This is a genomic window from Polymorphobacter megasporae, assembly GCF_018982885.2.
Taxonomy (GTDB): Bacteria; Pseudomonadota; Alphaproteobacteria; order Sphingomonadales; family Sphingomonadaceae; genus Polymorphobacter_B; species Polymorphobacter_B megasporae.
The window spans coordinates 739,117-756,965 of the sequence record NZ_CP081849.1 but is presented as its reverse complement, the minus strand read 5'-3'; the positions used below and the strand labels follow the sequence as shown (position 1 = coordinate 756,965).

Here is a 17,849-nt window from a genome sequence, read left to right as displayed (position 1 = left end):
GTGAGGATCAAGGAGGTGCAGCATGGATCGAGGTGACTTGAGGCGGCATCTGCCCAGCCTGCCCTTTGTCGCTGCGCTGGCCGTCATTGTGCTGATTGGCGCAGCCGCGTTCATCTACCTCGGTATCTACAATATCGCTGCTGACACTCCCCATACGCCAGCAGTCTACTCGGTTTTGGAGAAGCTTCGCGTTCGTTCGATCGAGGCCCATGCACGCGGGATCGCGCCTCCGGCCGATCTTGCTTCCGCGCAGCGGATATCGACCGGTGCCGGCCTCTACGCCGAAATGTGTTCGGGATGCCATTTGGGCCCAGGCATTGAGAAGTCCGAAATGAGCCAAGGACTTTACCCGCAAGCCCCCGAGCTGGCGACGGCTCAAGACCTCACTCCCGCCCAGCAATTCTGGATCATCAAGCACGGCGTCAAGCTGAGCGCGATGCCGGCATGGGGTAGCACCCATCCCGACCCGCTGATCTGGGATATGGTCGCGTTCGTCCGAAAACTCCCGGGTATGACGCCTGCACAATACAAGGCGACCGTCGCCAGCGCACCCGAAGATCACGATGCGATGATGAGAGATATGGCGCACAAATAGGGAGACCGGGAAATGGATAAACAGGGGCGGCGGAATGGGCCACGGCCGGTTCGCCGCAATGATCGCGACCCCCGGGAACGTATTCGCAGACGGAAAGCTACACCCGGCGCCGTTCCGATAAGCCAGTCCATGCAATGATGTTCGCGACGTTTCCAGCTTGGCTTCACACGCTCGCGATCCTCTCGCTAGCGGTAGGCGCAGTGTGTGCGATCACGATCGCGCTCGATGAGACGGGGCGTCCACAGAAAATGTGGATCATGAATCTGGTATGGCCGCTAACCGCGCTGTTTGGTAGCCTCCTGTGGACAGCAGGCTACTATATCTGGGGACGCGCGAAGACCAAAAACCAAGATGACGAGGCGAAACCGCCTTTCCCGGTGATGGTGGCCAAAGGGTCGAGCCATTGCGGCGCGGGCTGCACGCTTGGGGACATCATCGCGGAGTGGGCAGCGTTCGCAATCCCATCGATCGCGATATGGTTTGGTTGGCACAGCATCTTTGCCGAGAAGACGTTTGCGGTCTGGATACCCGACTTCATTCTCGCTTTCGGGATCGGCATCGTCTTCCAGTATTTTACGATCGCACCAATGAGAGGCCTTGGCTTGGGTGAGGGTATCGTAGCTGCGGTGAAGGTCGATATCGCGTCAATCAGCGCGTGGCAGATCGGCATGTACGGGCTGATGGCCGCTATCCAGTTCGGATGGTATTCGAACGCTTTTGGCGGCATCGCAGCGGTGAATACCCCCGAGTTCTGGTTCGCGATGCAGCTCTCGATGTTGTCGGGGTTCTGCACTAGCTATCCCGTTAACTGGCTGTTGATCCGCGCGGGATTGAAGGAAGAAATGTAGCCAGAGTGCTGATGTCAAAACCGGTTGGTTTTAAAATCTGCGCCATGCTACCCTCGATGCGGCTGAGAAGGTGAGAACCTCGCTCCACATTGTCGGCGTCTCCTATCGGCATTGCAGCTCGGTAATAACCGACACGGCGGCGAGAGCCGCTATCGGAAGCGCAACTATTCTTACGGCAGCTATGTCGCGTTCCACGCCAGGAAGCTGCCGGGCAGTTACCGGCCCCCCTTCTCCACATGTGGTTTTGTCCTTGCCTTAGGACGGTGAAGCGGCGGGGAGCAGACGGGGCGGCTCACGGCTTTGAACGCTGAAGTTTATCGGAGCGGTAGAAATCGCGCACGTCGCGCGCCGATGCCAACTTCACTTTGGGCAAGCTGATTTGTTCGAACATCGCTGCGTATCGTTTGCGACTCGGCGGCGTAGCGACAAGGATATGCCGGATCATCAACCACTTAACGCTATCGCGCCCGCCCTCGAGCGCCCCGTGCCGGTCACGCTCGAACCACGAGCGCCGCAGATAGCGTAGGAGGCTGGTCGTCCCCGAAACATCAAGCAGGATGACGCCGGTCGCACGGTTGAGACGCCGCGGCACGTATTGTGAGTAATTACCTTCCATGACCCACGATGCACCATCGATGGCCTTGTCGTGCAGGGCGGAAAACTCTTCCAGCGGACGCGGCTGCCAGTCCGTGCCCGGTTGGTGGTGGAGTTGATCGAGGTGGACAACCGGAAGACCGTGAGATCGCCCGATGGCCGTCGCCAACGTCGATTTACCACTGCTCGACGGCCCGAATATGCAGATACGACAGCCAAGTTCGGCGAGGGACATTCGTGCTTCCTACGGCCCTCAACACGCTTATCGCAACGGCAACGATTTGTCCGAAGGGTGGCAGCCGCGCCGGGTCCGCGGTGTGGGGAACGGCAGCTATCCCGCTCGCGGCGTCCGGAAGCGGACTGTCTGAAGACGGCCCCATTGGAGGCAAGAAGTGCGCCTGGACCAATCATCAGGCTGGCATCCAGCTCCGTTCGAACGCGGCCACCCAGTTGCTCCCCAAGATCTTTTCGATCACGCGCGCCGATAGACCCTTAGCTGTCAGGGCGTCTGCGATCACCTCCGCACGACGCGACGTGTTCATCCCTATAACAAAGGGCGGACGCTCCTCCCCGGGAGCACCAATACCGCGCGCCTTACGATCGGCGACGACTTTCAGGTAGCCGCGCATATTCTCAGGTGATGTGTCGAAGCCCGCGAACATTGCATCGCTGCCGATACCGACGTGATCCTCGCCACACACATTCAGCGCGTGAAGCAGATGGGCGATATAGTCGGTAACCGTTGGCTGACGGTCGAGTGGTGCCAGAAAGGGCAGGTCATAGATGCCAACGACGCCACCTTTTTCGGCAACGCCGCGCAAAAGTTCGTCGGGCTTGTTGCGTGGATGAGGATTAATCGCGGCGCAGCCGGCATGCGATATAATCGGAGATGACCGCGAAGCCGCGAGAACATCCATGGTCGTCCTGGCATCAGAATGGCTCAGGTCGATCGTGACGCCCAGCTTGTTCATCCGATCGACCGCGCTGCGACCGAGCTCGGTCAACCCGGTGCTGGCGACCGTCGGCGTCATCGCGCCCGAGGCAAATACCGACGCCTGATTATAGCTCAGCTGCATGACCCGCACGCCAAGCGCGCGGAAATGGTCGATGCTGGCGATCTTGCCATCGAGCTGTCCAACCTTCTCGAAGGAGAAAATGATGCCGAGCTTACCCAACTCCTTGCAGCGACGGATGTCCGCCACTTCCTGAATCTGTGCGAGAAGCGTGCTATTACTGGCGATCGCCGATCTAAAGTCGCGGATCATCTCGTTAGCGCTGTCGAAGGTGTCCGACCCGTCAACATCCGCCTTCACGGCGGTAAGTCCCGAACTCTGGATGGCGATCACGGCTTCGGCCGATAGCGCGCCGCTCCCTTCGATCGGCGGCACGAGATTGCCGTCAATCACGACCGCCCTGCTATAAAGGTCCGCAGTGTCGGCTCCCGGACGGGAGAGAGCGGGTTCGGCTAACCCAGCGATGCCGATGGCCACGAAAGTTCGGCGGTCAATCATCTTCTGTCGGGCTCCCCTCAAGGCATGCATGGGCTTCCCCAGGATTGCGAGCAAACGATCGTTGCTGAACTGTGAGCCGGTAGCGACTGGCGGATGACAACGATCGAGCGCGCGTTTGACGGCAGTCAGGTGGTGAACGGACAGGCAGCTTTCAGGAGGTCGGAGGCGACAGCTGTCTTTCCAAAAAGGATCGAGTTTTGGGAATGGCTGGGGAAAGTGCTCAGGCGCTGCGGAGCCGACCCGGCGACATTCCTGTGATACGGCGGAATGCCGCCCCGAACGCGCTTTCCGAGCCATAACCAAGCTCACGTGCGACGATCGCAGTCGGCACGCCTTGCGCTAGTCGGTCACTGGCGAGCATCATCCGCCAACGGGCAAGGTAGGTGATCGCCGGCTCTCCACAAGCATCGGAGAAGCGCTGGGCGAAGCCAGACCGAGACAGACCGGAAATTTTGGCCAGCGCATCCAACGTCCAGCGCCCGCCCGGGTCGGCGTGCATGGCTTCGATCGCCCGCGCGAGCTGCGGGTCTGCGAGCGCTGCGAGCCAAGTCCCGGTCCGCTGGGCCGCGGTCGCCAGATGCAGCCGAAGTGCCTCGACGAGCAGCGTCTGCGAAAGATGCTCGGCAATGAGGCGTCCGCCTGGGCGAGGCGTACGCAGCTCGGCCATCAGGCGGTCTACCAGCCACAGAAGCCCCGACGCGTCCGCGCCTGCTCCCAGCCGCACCACAGGCGGAAGCGCTCGCAACAACTGGTCGGCCGCCACACCCGCCATTTCGAAGTAGCCGCCGAGACCGCGGCAATCGCCGCCTTCTTCGAAAATAGCCGTATCTCCCGATGCCGTCGTAAAAAAGCGTTCGAGGTCTATTTTTGGGGCGTCGGGCCTGCTTCCCATGACCAGACCTTGACCCTGCGGCAATAGAACGAAGTCGCCCGCCGCGAGCTGGACCGGCGCAACGCCGTCCAGCCAAAGCCCGCATGCGCCCGTTCGCAAAGCATAGCAGCGAACGACAGGTTGGGGTGGCAACCAAAGAGACCAGTCGCCGCCGATATCTAGGCCGCGAAAGCCATAGGCTCGCGGTCTCAGCAGTTGAAGGACGTCGGAAAGCGGGTCGGCTGTCATTCTGGACGATCGCTACAACATTGCGGACGTTCAAGGATACCCCGTCCAGTGCTCTCGCTCTACCTCAAGCGACGTATCATCACGGGCACCCATAATGGCGCATAATGATTTTCTGCTGCTCAATCCGGTATACGCGGTAACGACGATCGGCCTCGGGATGCTGGCGCTTGTTCCGTTGGGCGTGCTCTGGGCGCTGCTCGACACGCGCCGCGTCGGCCATGAACGGGTGGCGATCAAGCCGACCAAGTTCGCGCTCTCGATCGCGGTTTACCTGCTGACCGTCGCCTGGATGCTGCACTATGTCCGCCCCGCACGACTTGAGTCAGGCTTGGTCCAGCTCGCCACCTGGGGGCTGTTGATCGGAGCGACGGTCGAGTTTCTGTGCATCGTTGGTCAGGCGGCGCGCGGGCGCCGCTCCCACTTCAACCGCGCGACACCGCTCGACATGGCCATTTCGACATTGATGGGGGTGTTGGCGATCCTGTTCGTCGGCATGCTGCTGCCGCTGGCGTGGGAAATCACGGCACGGCCACGCGCGGACACTGCGCCCTTGATGGCGGCAGCAATTGTCGCTGGGCTGGTGCTGACCTTTGTCTTCGGGGCGCTGACCGGATCGAGCATGGCACGGCTTGGCACGGCAACGGTCGGTTCTAGTGGAGCGAGGATAACGCGGGACGAGCGACGCCGGACAGGCCTTCGCCTGCGCCTGGCCCATTTCTGCGGTATACACGCGATGCAGGCAATGCCGCTGATCGCCTTCCTGGCTTTGCGAGTAGGGGGCCAAGCGGCCGCGCTGCTGCTGGTGGCTGGTACGATCGGCTATTCGGTCATCACGTTAACCCTGCTTTTCCGTCCTACATTTCCCGAGGCGTGGCTGGCCATCGGTGCCGCCCCTGCAACCGACCGGAGCTAGATCATGGTTCAGCCATCCACCTTTCTTGTGCTCGGAGCGACTGGGGCCACAGGCAAGCATTTCACGGCCCAAGCCTTGGCGGACGGGCACCGAGTGCGCGCGCTGGTTCGCACACCGGCCAAGCTCGCATCGAACAGCGAAAGACTCGAGGTCGTGCACGGCTCGATCACCGACCCGATCGATACCGATGCGCTGGTCGCAGGCGTGGAGTACGTCGTCGTGATGCTGGGTGACAAAGCCGTACAGCGACACGCCAAGATCAACACCGCCTTCATGCGGCGCCTGATACCCGCGATGCGTCGGCAGGGCGTCAGGCGCATCCTGTACCAAGCTGGCGGTTTGAGCCGGCCTTATGGCGGCCATCTCTCGCCCTCCCTTTGGCTCATCCGCAATACGATTGCCCGATCGTTCATCGGGCAGCACCTTGATAATGAGGCGGTCATGGCTTTTTTGGCAACGGAGGCCAACGATCTGGAATGGATCGTACACCGCGCTGGCATCTATTCAGACGGTCCGTCCAAAGGCAGTCTCCAGCGTTCCAAGCGTAAGTTCAGCGTGGCGACTTTTCGCGACTGCTCGGACTACAATTATCGGACGGTCACCGACAGTACAGCGGTGCATACGGCTGACCTGAGTCATTACGAGTAAGCGCAATTACGACGGATCGTCTGGCCGTCGATGTCTACCTGTGGAGTTTGTGATGAAGCGCATTCAATATAATCGATACGGCGGACCCGAGGAGCTGCGCCTAGTCGATATCGACACCCCAAAACCAGACCAGGGTCAGGTTCGTGTGCGGGTGATGGCGGCCTCGGCTAACCCGATGGATTGGGTGATAAGGCAGGGCAAAGTGAAGATGATGACAGGCTCCAAATTCCCTCGGGGATTAGGGCACGACTTTGCGGGGTTGGTCGAAGCGGTTGGACCCGGGGTGACGGGGCTTAAAATTGGAGATGAGGTGTTCGGCTTCACGACGCTGAAAGAGGCAGGCACGTTCGCGGAAGCTGTCGTCACGGACGCCAAGAACGCCTTCATCAAGCCAGCGGCCCTCCCGTTTGAAGTCGCCGCCGCATTGCCGATCGTTGGCATTACCGCTTGGACTGCGCTGTTCGACAAGGCCAAGCTGAAAGCGGGGCAGTCAGTGTTCATAACAGGTTGCCTCGGCGGGGTGGGCAGAGCGGCCGTACAGTTGGCTCTTGCGCATGGCGCGAAGGTTGCGGGCAGTTGTAGCGCCTCCGGACGGGAGGAGGCTTTAGCCTTGGGGGTGGGCGAGGTGTTCGACTACCGCGCCCTCGACGTCCGCTCTCTGTGTCATCAATTCGATGTTGTTTTAGACACGGCGGGCACCCTGAAGATGCGGGAATGCGATACGATGTTGAAGCGCGGCGGCGTCGCCTTGCACATCGTCGCCACGCCCGCCAAGATTATCAGAAGCCTCATATCCTCACGCCATCAGACGGTGTTTGGAACAGCAACGCCGGAGGGTATGGCTGGCCTTGTCGATGCCGCCCTGCGAGGTAGGCTCACGGCCAAGATCGGTCGAACTGTTCCTCTGACCGAGGCAGTTCCGGCGATCATCGCGCTCGAGAAGACAGGCTCGCCTAAGGGAAAATTGCTCGTCATCCCTGGAAGGTGAGGCCAGAAAACAATGCCTATTACCGCGTAGGGTGGGTTAAGTAACAAAAGCCAAACTGAACGCCTGTCGAGCTGCCGTATTTTGCGCATAAGACAGTACGCAAAGAGGCGGGCGATTGACGTAATCTGGCATTTGCGAAAAGGCCCCCCGGTGCGTCCAGGAGCATCGCGGGCCCGCCTTTGCGTCGGTGTCCGCACATCACGACCCTTCATCCAACAGATATCAGCGGATACCATGGGTGCCCGCCATGCCTTCCCGCAAAGGAACCCGTAGCGAGGGCCATCGCCTCGTCGGTCGCGCTGACAGCCGTCGAAGGCATCCACTTTCCCGAAATCTGTTCCCAATTGATCTTTCCCGAAATTGTCGCTCGGAGATGGAGAAACGGGAATGATCGCGCTCAACGAATGGCTGCTTCCGGGTTCCTCATTCGCCCACCTGAGCGTCGGGATGTGGGGGCGGAAGCCGCTCTCGATCCGCGACTTGTCAAACGGCAGCTATGCCGCGTTTGATGCCGGCAAGCGGACAGGCAAAGATCGGCCCCATTGCGGTTACGACGAGAGCGTCAGCCTGCAGTGCGCGCATTACAGCCCGCAAGCCACGCTTCGATCACCGCGAGCTGACTGTCGACTATTCGGTCAACCAAGGCTAGTTATCGCTCTTATCGTCGGATAAAAAGCGCTATATGATACAGTTCCACAGAAGTATTAGCACCGCTGCGCCGGCGTCGATTCTGCCCGCTCATTCGATGGAGGAATGGCGACGGCTGCCGAGCAGCCCGCACTGAAAAAGGTAGAGGCTCTAAAGCCGGATCGCTGCGATCACCAACTGAAGGCTATATTGACGCTAACGCGGCGTCGGATGAGATGAATGCCAAGTCTCAGTACGCGTGAAATGAATGGTCTATTTAACCAATCACGTGTCACGATGGCAAAAGCGTTAATCTCGCGGCTCTGGATTATGCCCGCTCGCGTCGGCCGCGCGATAGAATTCCTGAAGCAATCCCTTCTCCTCGGCGGTGAGGTACGGGTTCCAGACGTCGATGATCAGGATGACCCGGACCTCGTCGCTGTCGTTCCACGCTTCGTGCTCGATCGTGTCGTCGAAGGCGAACGCCTGTCCCACGACCCACGGCCGCGTCTCGTTGCCGACGCGGAAGCCGCACCCCGGCGGCACGATCAGCGGCAGATGGACCGTTGTCCGCGTATTGCTGACGCCGGTGTGCGCAGGGATTCGCGTATGCGGCTTGAGGATCGAAAAGAATGCGGTCGGCGCGCGCGAAGGAAGTTCGACGCGCGGGACCGCGGCAATGGCGGCGGCGGTTGCGGGGCACTTCGCCAGCGCCGCATCGATCGGCTTGCCGTATTGCCACAGATAATAGCAGCTCCAGTCGAACGACTTGTCGAGCGGAGTCCATTTGTTCGGCGGAGCGCCTGCGTCCATCACGACGTACGGCTCGATGCCGTCTCCGCCGCCAGTCCCGAGCAGCGCTTCGACCTCTGCGCGAATTGCCGGGGTCTGGGCTTCGAACGCCGCCAGCCACGGGAAATGCTCTCGCGCGAAATACCCGTCGGCGGGAAGAAACGGGAAGTGCAGCCCGGCGCAGTCGTTGAGATAGATCCGCCGCCGGCCGGTCGCGACAGCGACCGCCTCGTCGAATCGCCGCCGCGCCGCCGGCGCGACCGCTGCGACCGCCGGGGCGAGCGCCGCATCGATCGTCGCGGCGAAGTCTGCGCTTCGCGCCGTCACGAACGCGCTGGCATGCCTTAGGAGATCGCTCAGCGGCGGCGCAGTTTCGGCAACTGGCGGCGCGACCGCGAGCACGCCCGACCATGCCACCATCGCCTTCGCCAGATCGCCGCGCCGCTCGTTGAGTTCGGCGAAGCGGATCAAGCCAGTCAGATCGCGCGCGTCGATCGCCAGCACGCGCGCGAGGCTGTCCGCCTCGCCCGGCTCGTCGCCGCACTGGCGCTGTGCATTGGCGAGGTTGAGCCACAACACCGCCGCGGCCGGATCCAGTGCGGCAGCACGTGCGAACAGTGCCACCGCCGCCGCCGCGTCACCGGCTCCGAGTCGCTGCATCCCCGCCGCGTTGAGTGTCTGCGGCGACTCGCTCATCGAACGCGCGTCGCCCTGACCGAACGCATCGAGCCGACCGTCATGAAGTAGTTGCCGATCGCACCCTTCTTCAGATGCACCTTGGCGCCCACCTTCGGGTCGCGCGGCAGCGGCTCGGCCGATGCCCAGACCGCGCCGTCTTCCATCGTCAGGTTGAACTTGCCGTATGGTGCCGCCTGGACGCTGCGGATCACCGCATCGAGTTCCTCGGGTGTGTCCTTCGCGCTGTCGTCGCCCTTGAAGAACGGCAGCTTCGGCAGGTCGAAGCCGAACAGCGACCGTCGCGTCGCGCGGATATCCTCGCGGTCGAGCACCTTGACCTCACCGCTCGCCGTCGCCGCTTCAAGTTTCGCCGCCGCCTGATCGTAACACGCCAGCCGTGCCGCATTGTCGGTCAGCGCCTTGCAGCCGGTCAGTTCAGCGATGACGCCGGTCGTCTCTGCCGATGTCTTCGCGGGCTTTGTCGTTGCGGATGTGGCGGCCGATGCCGCGGCGGCGAAAAGCATAGCGGCAGCGAATGAAATATTGCGCATAGACCTCCCCAACCGGCGGGAATGGGCCGGTACGATGTTTTCGGCGTATCGGGCATGTGTCGGATTTGCAACATAGCTTCGCCTAAGTGTGACTAGCCGATTGCGATTACGTTGCGATACCGTGAACGACTCTTCATACAACATCCATGCAGCTCGACATCGATCCTGAACAGGGCCGAGCGGGCCAGCGCGGCACATCAAGGGGACTCTAATGGTAAACCTTTCGCTCAAGACAGTTCTTCTGCGCTCGACGATGCTCGTCGGCGTCACCGCGTTCGCCCTCCCGGCGTTCGCCCAGGTTACCCCCGGCACCCCCGCCGCCGGCAACGCCACCGTCGGTGCGCCCGCCGAAGCTGCGCCGAACCCCGAGGGAGAGCGCGAGATCACGGTGACCGGCTCGCTGATCAAGAATCCGAATCTCGTACGTTCGACTCCTGTCATCGTGACAACGTCGGAAGAGATTGAGCTTCGCCAGTCGAACGTCGCCGAAGATGTCTTGCGCGAAATTCCTGGGATCATTCCGTCGATCGGTTCGGCGGTCAACAATGGCAATAATGGTTTCTCGCTTGTTGATCTTCGCGGCATTGGGCCGAACCGCAACCTCGTCCTATTGGACGGAAATCGTATCGTGCCTGCCAACCTTGCTGGTGAGGTTGATCTCAACAACATCCCGCTCGCCTTGGTCGATCGCGTCGAATCGCTAACAGGTGCAGCCAGCACGACCTATGGCGCCGACGCAATTTCGGGTGTCGTCAACTTCATCACCAAGCAGAACTTCACCGGCGTTGATTTATCGGCATCGAACCAGATCACCGAAAAGGGCGATGGCAACTATTACCGCACGGACCTGACGATCGGTGGCAACTTTGCCGACGATAAGGGCAACGCCGTACTTAGCGTCGGTTATCAGCATTCGGATCCGGTCTATCAGGGCGATCGTTCCGCCTCCGTGCAGAACCTCGACTCGTTTTCGGGCGGGGCGAGCGGGTCATCCACTGCGGTTCCCGCTTCATTTACCTTCCAGGGTGGCAACCGCGTGGCGGGTGATCCTCTGCGGCTCACCGGCAACCGGCAGATCGATCCGGCTACCGGCGGCGTCCGACCGACTGGACCGGCCACCTACGCGCCGTTCAACTTCAATCCATACAATATTTTTCAGACCCCATTCAAGCGCTTCAACATCTTTGCGCAGGCGAAGTATGACGTGTCGGACAGCTTCCAGGTCTACACTCGCGGCCTTTTCTCGAAGAACACCGTCAACACGATCATCGCTCCGTCGGGCGTCTTCGCTTCGTCTGTCGTCATTCCGCTGAGCAACCCGTATCTGCCCGCAGCTCTGCGTAATCAGTTCTGTAATAACCAGGACTTCGATCCGAACACTGATGGCATCCAGACGTTGACGCCGGCGCAGTGCGCGGCTGCATCGACGGCGACCAATCCGAACGATCCCAACTTCCGCGCCGCGACGACTGTGCTCAAGCGCAGGACGCCCGAAGTCGGGCCGCGCATCAGCGAGTTCACTACAACCGTTTTCGACTATAAGGTTGGCGCCCGCGGCAAGTTCGGCGACCATCTGGATTGGGATGTCAGTGGTGCTTATGGTGAGAGCGAGAATCTCCAGCAGATTCAGAACTACGTACTGACATCGCGTGTCCGTTCGGCGCTTTATGCGACCAATACTGCAACTTGCCTCGGGGGCGCGCCTGGCGGAGCGGACATCACCGCTGGAACAGGTTGCGTACCGATCAACATTTTCGGACCGATCGGCAGTCTGAGCGGGACTCAGCTTCCTTATCTGAACGCAACCAGCACGGAGCGTGTCAAGACCCAGCTCGGTCAGGTTCATGCCCAGTTGAGTGGTGACTTTGGCGTCACGTCACCCGCCGCGACCGACCCGATCAGTTTTGCGGTCGGTGCCGAATACCGTGATTATAAGGCGACTCGTCGCTCTGACACGCTTTCCCAGACGCCGGGCGAGCTTGGTGGAACCGGGGGCGGCCTGCCGGACATCACCGGCAGCTATAACGTCAAGGAAGGCTTCGGCGAACTCGTCGCTCCGCTGATCCAGGATAAGCCCGGCATCCAGAGCCTGACGTTCGAAGGCGGAATTCGTTATTCATCCTACAAGGTCAACGCTCCGGGTAACCCGTCGTATAACACCACCACCTACAAGGGCGGCGGCAGCTACGAGCCCGGGTTCGGCATCAAGGTCCGTGGAAACTACGCCCACGCCGTTCGCGCACCTAACATCGGAGAGCTGTTCACGCCGGTTTCGACAGGCCTGACAAACCTTGCCGTTGATCCCTGCGCCGGGCTTGCGCCGACGACGAACGCCAACCTGCGCGCGGTCTGCCTTGCGCAGGGTGCGCCGGCAGCTTCGATCGGTGCCATCCAGAATGGTACTGCCGGACAGATCAATGCGTCGAGCGGTGGTAACGTCAACCTCCGTCCCGAGGTTGCGGATACGTACACCGGTGGCATTGTCTTCACGCCAATGTTCCTTCGTAACTTCTCGGTCACTGCGGATTATTACAACATCAAGGTGAAGCGCGCTGTTTCGAACCCGACGCCCGCGGATGCTATCAATTCCTGCTTTGGTAATTTGACCGCAGCGAGTGCGACCGATCCGGCTTGCACGATCATCCGGCGTAGTCCTGCCACCGGCGGCCTTGATGGTGACCCGGCGACGACCGCGGGTATCTTCCAGGGCCTTTCTAACCTTGGACGTATCGCGACCGAGGGCGTGGATGTGAGCTTTAACTATAGCCAGGACGTTGGCTTTGCGAAGCTCGGTCTGTCGTTCACTGGTAACTACACCTTTAACAATCGCTTCCAGGCGACGCCAACTTCGGTTAACCGCGATTGCGTCGGATTCTACAGCGTCAACTGCGGCGCTGACGGCGGTACCATCACCGGTTCGCCTCAGCCTAAGTTCCAGTGGACCCAGCGGTCGACGCTGAGCTTCGACTCGTTCGATGTGTCGTTGCTGTGGCGCCATATCGACAAGCTCAACCAGGAGCCTCTCGACGTGATCGCCAGCGGTGCGGCTTTCATCGGCACCGATGGCGCAGGCCAGACTGTCAACTACGGTCACATTAAGCCGTATGACTATTTCGACCTGTCGACCCGCATCAGCGTCCTAGAGAACCTCTCGCTCACGCTGACGGCGCAGAACCTCGGCAACCGCAAGCCGCCGGCGACGGGTAGCACGATCGGTTCAGCGGCGTTCAACAGCGGTAACACGTATCCGTCGACATACGACGCGCTGGGCCGCCGCTACGCCGTTACTGCCCGCGTCAAGTTCTAGTCGCCAGAAACATCGACACGTGAAAGGGCGGGCCTCCGGGTCCGCCCTTTTTCGTTACAAGCGGTAGGTGGAGGATGGTTTGAAGGACGAAGACTTCACTGAAGGTGAGCCGGATGTCGTCGACCAGTCAACTTCGACCCACGGGCAGCGCGTCAGACGACCTCGCATTCTATCCGGTGTCCGGTGTCGGATCATTGAGACGGTGGTGCGCGGTGGATTGAACGGCGCACAAGCAGCCCGTGCTTACGGGGTAAGTGAGGCAACCGTGCACAGAATCATGAGTGCGGAGCGGGAAGCCAATCCTGCTGTCGCCCGTATGTTGCAGGAGCGTTCCAGACTTCGTGGCGATAAAGAGCCATTAGCTGATGCGCTTCCAGCGTCACGGGGTCGAATGGCTCTAACCGAAGCCCAACAGGTCGAGATCATTCAGCGAGTCGTTGAAGGCACGAGTATGAGTACGGACCTTGCGCTGGAGTTTGGTGTCCACAAGAGTACGATTTCGCGTGTACTCCGGGGTCCGAAAGCGCCATCGGTTCCCGTCGTAATTAAGATTGACGCCGGTGAACTGGGAAGGCGTGTGTCCAGAGGAGTCGCCAAGGCAACTGCTTCGGGAAACAGGCGCGGGCCCAAGCCGAAGCTCTCGACTGAGATCCAGAACGCAATCGGAGAGGCCGCAACCTTCGGGAAGGAGTCACTCGCAAGCCTTGCCCAAACATACGGTGTAGCCCCCTCCACAATATCTCGGATAGTGCGTAGTCATCGGCAAAGCCGTTCGGAGCACGGATCTCAATCACTGGAGGAGATGTTTCACGACATTCGCAAAATATGATCTTTTGTTATTTCCGCGTGGGAAAATGATGATGACTCGGAACACGCTGATCGCCCAAGAGCGTTCGGACAATGGCCCGGAGTTAATCTCGAAGGCGTTCAACCGCCGGCTGAGAAACACCGTCACACTCCATGAACGGTTTTCGTCGTGGCCCCGTCACGCTCGGTTACCGCGCTCAATGATGCGGAAGGTCATGCCGCCTTATACGCCAGTTCCTCATTGTCCGCTATGAGGGTCAAAAGCCGCCATCGATTCCGCAACTATTCGAACGGCAGCTGTGCCGCGTTCCACGCCAGAAAGCTGCCAAGCGGCTATCGGCCCCAGTCAAGCTGGAACGTGATTGAGAATGGAGGCCGAGTTTTTGGTAGCCGCTCGGGCATCATGAATGAGCCGATATAAGTCGACTCCTCCAGCTCCGCTGCTTAGCCACGAAGCTCATTATCGCCGCTACGCTAGCCCGCCCCGGCTACCCGCTATCGATCGGTGAAATAGGTTGATAACTTATCAATCGTATACGGAGTGTTCGGGCGATAAGATTGGCTCGCCGGAAGAGAAATCTGATCTGTAAGCCGTTGTCTGCCATGCAAGGGAGGGCGACTTGGTTCCGTTCGACAGTCTTACCGATGCCGTGGGGCCCAAGGCTCCGAATCGACCAGTCGACGTGGCTCTCATCCAGGACCTTGTCGCCTTGGCAAATACGGGCAAGCCGGGCGACTGTGTCGATGGACTTATGACCGACGAATTGCTCGCCGGCATCGGCACCTTTCAGACAGCCACGATGAAGTCGGCCGCGCCAGACCGGAAGGTCGATCCCGGGGGCCGAACTTTCACAGCGCTGTTGGCAGCGGCCGGCAAGTCCTACAAGGGCCCTCTGATCTTTCTGCAACTGCCACTCGGCCCATGGAATTTGCTCGACCGAACGCGTTTCAGCGACCTGTTTGCTTTGCAGTTCAAGGATCCTCAGCCCTATAATTGGACGTCGCCACGTCCAGTCGGTCTACGCACCGTCCTCGACAGCATCATTGCCGACGCGGCGATCACTGATCTGCGCTGGGCAGCCGACATGATGGCGACGGTTCAGCGCGAGACCGGGAGGTTTACGCCAGTGGAGGAGGGCGGCAGAGGAGCTGGTAAGCCATACGGTAAGCCAATGACTTTCACAGCAGCCGACAAGAAGAAATACACCAACATCTATTATGGTCGTGGTTACGTGCAGCTGACCCACCTCGAGAATTACGTAAAGATGGGTGACTTGCTTGGGCGCGGTGAGACGTTAGCCATGGATCCTGGCAAAGCGCTAGAGCCCAGCATCGCGTATAATGTCATGTCGTACGGGATGCGCAACGGATCGTTCACGACCGCTGCTCACAAATTATCCGACTATATGGTTGGCACGAAATGTGATTATCGCGAGGCGCGGCGCATCATCAACGGGGTCGATATGGCGAACGAGATCGCGAATTGTGCCGAGATGATCGAGGGGCTGCTTTGGCTATCAACAAGAGCGTGCTTCGGCTCATCAATTTTCAAGGGTGCTGGAATGCCGAAGCCATGACCGACATTGCCAAGTTACCCGTGGGCGCATTGATCTTGGTTTGCCTCAGTGCAATGGCTACCGCATCGTCAGCCAAGGTCCCGCTTGCTGGATCCTCTCAGGCTCGCGCCCGATCTGGCGAGAGCTATGTTGTATCCCCCGCTCCCGGAGACATCGTAGTTCGCGACCTGAACGGAAAAGTCACGTTTTCAGCCAAGGTATTTGCCCAGAGTGAGCGGGTGGCATTGGCGAAGCTTCTCGGTCCAGACTTGAAGACGATCCGTCACAGCTTCTCGGTCGTGTCGCTCGCCGGGCCCTATCTCGCGATCCGTGACGAGACCGAGATCAATACCGCCGAGCCCCTCCCCGGAGGATCGACCCGGCTGTGGACGATCGATCTGCGCCGGCCAGCAACATACCGGTTCGACGACGCTGAACCGCTTCGTCCAATGCCGGGCGATGCGACGCTGCTCGATTTGCGGCAGCTTTACGATCTAACTGTGCTGGGCCAAGTCATCGGTGCGACGCGGCTTGGTGCTCCTGGGCCGAACAGTCCGACTACGCGCGATCTAAAATACGTCCTGTCGGATCTGTCGAAGAGGGGGCAGACGTCTCCGGCCTGCTACGGTGCAGACCTCGGCGTGCTCTCCAGCTTCGCTATTGTCGGCAGGCTTGCAAGCAAGGTCGATATCCAGCTCGGGCTTTCAGGTCAGGCAGCGTGCCGCTACGCATTGACGCCCTTGATCATTGCCGCTCCAGTCAACGATCGAACCCGCGACATTCCTGTAGCCAAGTCGTTCGTCATCAAGTCCGCGCCGGTGATCATCGACACGAACAGCGATCAGTGATCTTTCAGGCGTAGTCGTCGATGCGCGGGCCGTCCGGCACACTGACCTCTGGCGCCAGCCGCGTCGCAGCCGTAGCCACCCACGTGGGCCCGTTCGCCCGGCCGCAAATCGCATCGTCGCTGCGGGTCGAGACCCGGCCGTAGACCAGCACGTCGCGGCTGGCCGGTGCACCGCCGAACATCGTGGCGATGTTGCCGTAGGTCGAGGGATCGCGGCCGTCGAGGCTCAACCGGTCGTTCAGATAGCAGGCAGTCGCCCATGCCGTCACAGGGTCGGGCGTCATGGCGATGATCTGCTTGCACCAATACATCCGCAGATTGTTGTGCATCCAGCCGTCGATAAGGAACTGGCGTTGGCAGGCGTTCCACGTCTCGTCGCGGGTCTCGCCGCGCAGCATAGCTGACAGTGTCTCGAGTTGGGGACGCGGATCGCTCGCATGCGCGGCGAGGGTTTCGGCCGCCCAGCCGGCGACCCGGCCGTAGCGTTCGGGGGCGGCAAGCTCGGTCGCTTGGTAATGGAACCACTCACGCCAGCCGAGCAGCTCGTCGGCGAACTTGGCCTTGTGGCGGGCACCAGCCGCGGCTGCCCGAACCGCCGCCATGACCTCGCGCGGACCAATCACGCCGAAGTGAAAATACGGCGACAGGCCGCTCGCGCCGACAGCTTGCGTCGCGTCGTTGCGCACTGCGGCGTAGACCGGGAGCACCTCGCGAACCAGCCGGTCGAGCCGGGCCTGCGTCGCGTCCCGGCCGGCGGGATACTCGCTGCTGGCAGGCAGGGTATGATCGATCGCGAGCCCGGCGACGAGGGCGGCGAGATCGGCGTCGCTGCGGTCGTCGAGCCGGTCCGGGACGAAGGGCAGAGGCCCGGTGTAGGCGGCGACGTCGGATATCTCAGCGACGCTCTCGAGCCAGTCGGCCCGCGCCGGCTCGTGCCGACGCAGGAAGCCCGTACGACTGGTGATGCCGCTGCCGATCACCGCCGGTGGAACGAGGCACGCGGCGTTGACCGCATACACGGCAACGGCGGCGCGAGCGGCGACCCGCTCGGCTTGCCAGCGGGCGATGAAGGTCGGTTGGTCCTCGACAACGATCGCCGCCGCCGACGCGCCGAGGCGGTGCACGAGGCCCTTCTCGTGCATGCCAGCGCGATCGACATGCTGGACGCAAGCGAGCTCGCGCGCACGGCAGTCGCGGCCGAGATCGCGGCTGGCACCGAGGATGAAGCGGTGGAACCGGTCCGAGGCGTAGGGGTAGTCTTCGCGCACGCCGTGGTAGACGAGAACCGGTCGCTGCAGCGCGTTGCCGAGGCGCACCGCAGCGTCGATCACGGGGTTGTCGTGCGCGCGCAACGCCTGCTGCAACCAGCATAGGACGTAGCCGCCATCGGAAGCGATCGCGCGGTCGTTGAGCGCTCGCACACGTGGTGCTTCGCGCCACTCAGCCAGTTTCGCGGGCAGGCCCATC

16 protein-coding genes are annotated in these 17,849 nt (G+C 61.0%); 10 read left to right on the top strand and 6 right to left on the bottom strand.

Translation table 11 applies throughout. The features are described from left to right. Positions 1-22 precede the first annotated feature (22 nt). Together KTC28_RS21675 and KTC28_RS21670 are read left to right on the top strand one after the other, a co-directional pair. Positions 23-595: a c-type cytochrome gene (locus KTC28_RS21675; RefSeq protein ID WP_223132333.1), complete on the top strand. Its 573-nt coding sequence runs from the start codon at positions 23-25 to the stop codon at positions 593-595. A gap of 134 nt (positions 596-729) precedes the next feature. Further along, positions 730-1,443, top strand: a complete 714-nt coding sequence (locus KTC28_RS21670) for a DUF4396 domain-containing protein (RefSeq protein WP_216711704.1) — start codon at positions 730-732, stop codon at positions 1,441-1,443. Between the two features lie 292 nt (positions 1,444-1,735). Here the strand turns inward: KTC28_RS21670 and KTC28_RS21665 are convergent, their stop codons facing one another. From KTC28_RS21665 to KTC28_RS21655, 3 genes are all read right to left on the bottom strand, one after another. Continuing rightward, a complete protein-coding gene (locus KTC28_RS21665; RefSeq protein WP_216710718.1) occupies positions 1,736-2,272 on the bottom strand; it encodes an isopentenyl transferase family protein in 537 nt (178 codons plus the stop codon). A gap of 175 nt (positions 2,273-2,447) precedes the next feature. Continuing rightward, complete coding sequence (locus KTC28_RS21660; protein WP_216710719.1) at positions 2,448-3,548, bottom strand: dipeptidase; 1,101 nt, start codon at positions 3,546-3,548, stop codon at positions 2,448-2,450. A gap of 220 nt (positions 3,549-3,768) precedes the next feature. After that, the gene (locus KTC28_RS21655) at positions 3,769-4,668 is read right to left on the bottom strand and encodes an AraC family transcriptional regulator (RefSeq protein ID WP_216710720.1); all 900 of its coding nucleotides are present in this window, start codon (positions 4,666-4,668) and stop codon (positions 3,769-3,771) included. 94 nt (positions 4,669-4,762) lie between these two features. Between KTC28_RS21655 and KTC28_RS21650 the strand changes: the two genes are divergently transcribed. From KTC28_RS21650 to KTC28_RS21635, 4 genes are all read left to right on the top strand, one after another. Beyond that, positions 4,763-5,581 carry a hypothetical protein gene (locus KTC28_RS21650; protein ID WP_216710721.1) on the top strand — a complete coding sequence of 273 codons (819 nt, stop codon included), beginning with the start codon at positions 4,763-4,765 and terminating at the stop codon, positions 5,579-5,581. Positions 5,582-5,584: 3 nt separating this feature from the next. After that, entirely contained in the window at positions 5,585-6,229 is a 645-nt protein-coding gene (locus KTC28_RS21645; RefSeq protein ID WP_216710722.1) for an NAD(P)-dependent oxidoreductase, read from the top strand. A 52-nt stretch (positions 6,230-6,281) separates the two neighbouring features. Beyond that, positions 6,282-7,217, top strand: a complete 936-nt coding sequence (locus tag KTC28_RS21640) for an NADP-dependent oxidoreductase (protein ID WP_216710723.1) — start codon at positions 6,282-6,284, stop codon at positions 7,215-7,217. Between the two features lie 387 nt (positions 7,218-7,604). Further along, complete coding sequence (locus KTC28_RS21635) at positions 7,605-7,889, top strand: hypothetical protein (RefSeq protein ID WP_216710724.1); 285 nt, start codon at positions 7,605-7,607, stop codon at positions 7,887-7,889. 264 nt (positions 7,890-8,153) lie between these two features. Here KTC28_RS21635 and KTC28_RS21630 read toward each other — a convergent pair whose 3' ends face one another. Further along, positions 8,154-9,332, bottom strand: a complete 1,179-nt coding sequence (locus KTC28_RS21630; protein WP_216710725.1) for an aspartyl/asparaginyl beta-hydroxylase domain-containing protein — start codon at positions 9,330-9,332, stop codon at positions 8,154-8,156. Next, positions 9,329-9,865 (bottom strand): hypothetical protein, encoded by a 537-nt coding sequence (locus tag KTC28_RS21625; RefSeq protein ID WP_216710726.1) that lies wholly within the window; start codon positions 9,863-9,865, stop codon positions 9,329-9,331. The genes KTC28_RS21630 and KTC28_RS21625 overlap by 4 nt, the downstream gene beginning before the upstream one ends. 253 nt (positions 9,866-10,118) lie before the next feature. Between KTC28_RS21625 and KTC28_RS21620 the strand changes: the two genes are divergently transcribed. From KTC28_RS21620 to KTC28_RS21605, 4 genes are all read left to right on the top strand, one after another. Next, positions 10,119-13,172, top strand: a complete 3,054-nt coding sequence (locus tag KTC28_RS21620) for a TonB-dependent receptor domain-containing protein (RefSeq protein ID WP_255602546.1) — start codon at positions 10,119-10,121, stop codon at positions 13,170-13,172. A gap of 277 nt (positions 13,173-13,449) precedes the next feature. Further along, positions 13,450-14,001 (top strand): helix-turn-helix domain-containing protein, encoded by a 552-nt coding sequence (locus KTC28_RS23395; RefSeq protein WP_369426602.1) that lies wholly within the window; start codon positions 13,450-13,452, stop codon positions 13,999-14,001. A gap of 598 nt (positions 14,002-14,599) precedes the next feature. Beyond that, positions 14,600-15,556 carry a hypothetical protein gene (locus KTC28_RS21610; protein WP_216710729.1) on the top strand — a complete coding sequence of 319 codons (957 nt, stop codon included), beginning with the start codon at positions 14,600-14,602 and terminating at the stop codon, positions 15,554-15,556. Then, the gene (locus tag KTC28_RS21605; protein WP_216710730.1) at positions 15,553-16,383 is read left to right on the top strand and encodes a hypothetical protein; all 831 of its coding nucleotides are present in this window, start codon (positions 15,553-15,555) and stop codon (positions 16,381-16,383) included. The genes KTC28_RS21610 and KTC28_RS21605 overlap by 4 nt, the downstream gene beginning before the upstream one ends. A gap of 4 nt (positions 16,384-16,387) precedes the next feature. Here KTC28_RS21605 and KTC28_RS21600 read toward each other — a convergent pair whose 3' ends face one another. Next, a complete protein-coding gene (locus KTC28_RS21600; RefSeq protein WP_216710775.1) occupies positions 16,388-17,848 on the bottom strand; it encodes a deoxyribodipyrimidine photo-lyase in 1,461 nt (486 codons plus the stop codon). Between the last annotated feature and the right edge of the window lies 1 nt (position 17,849).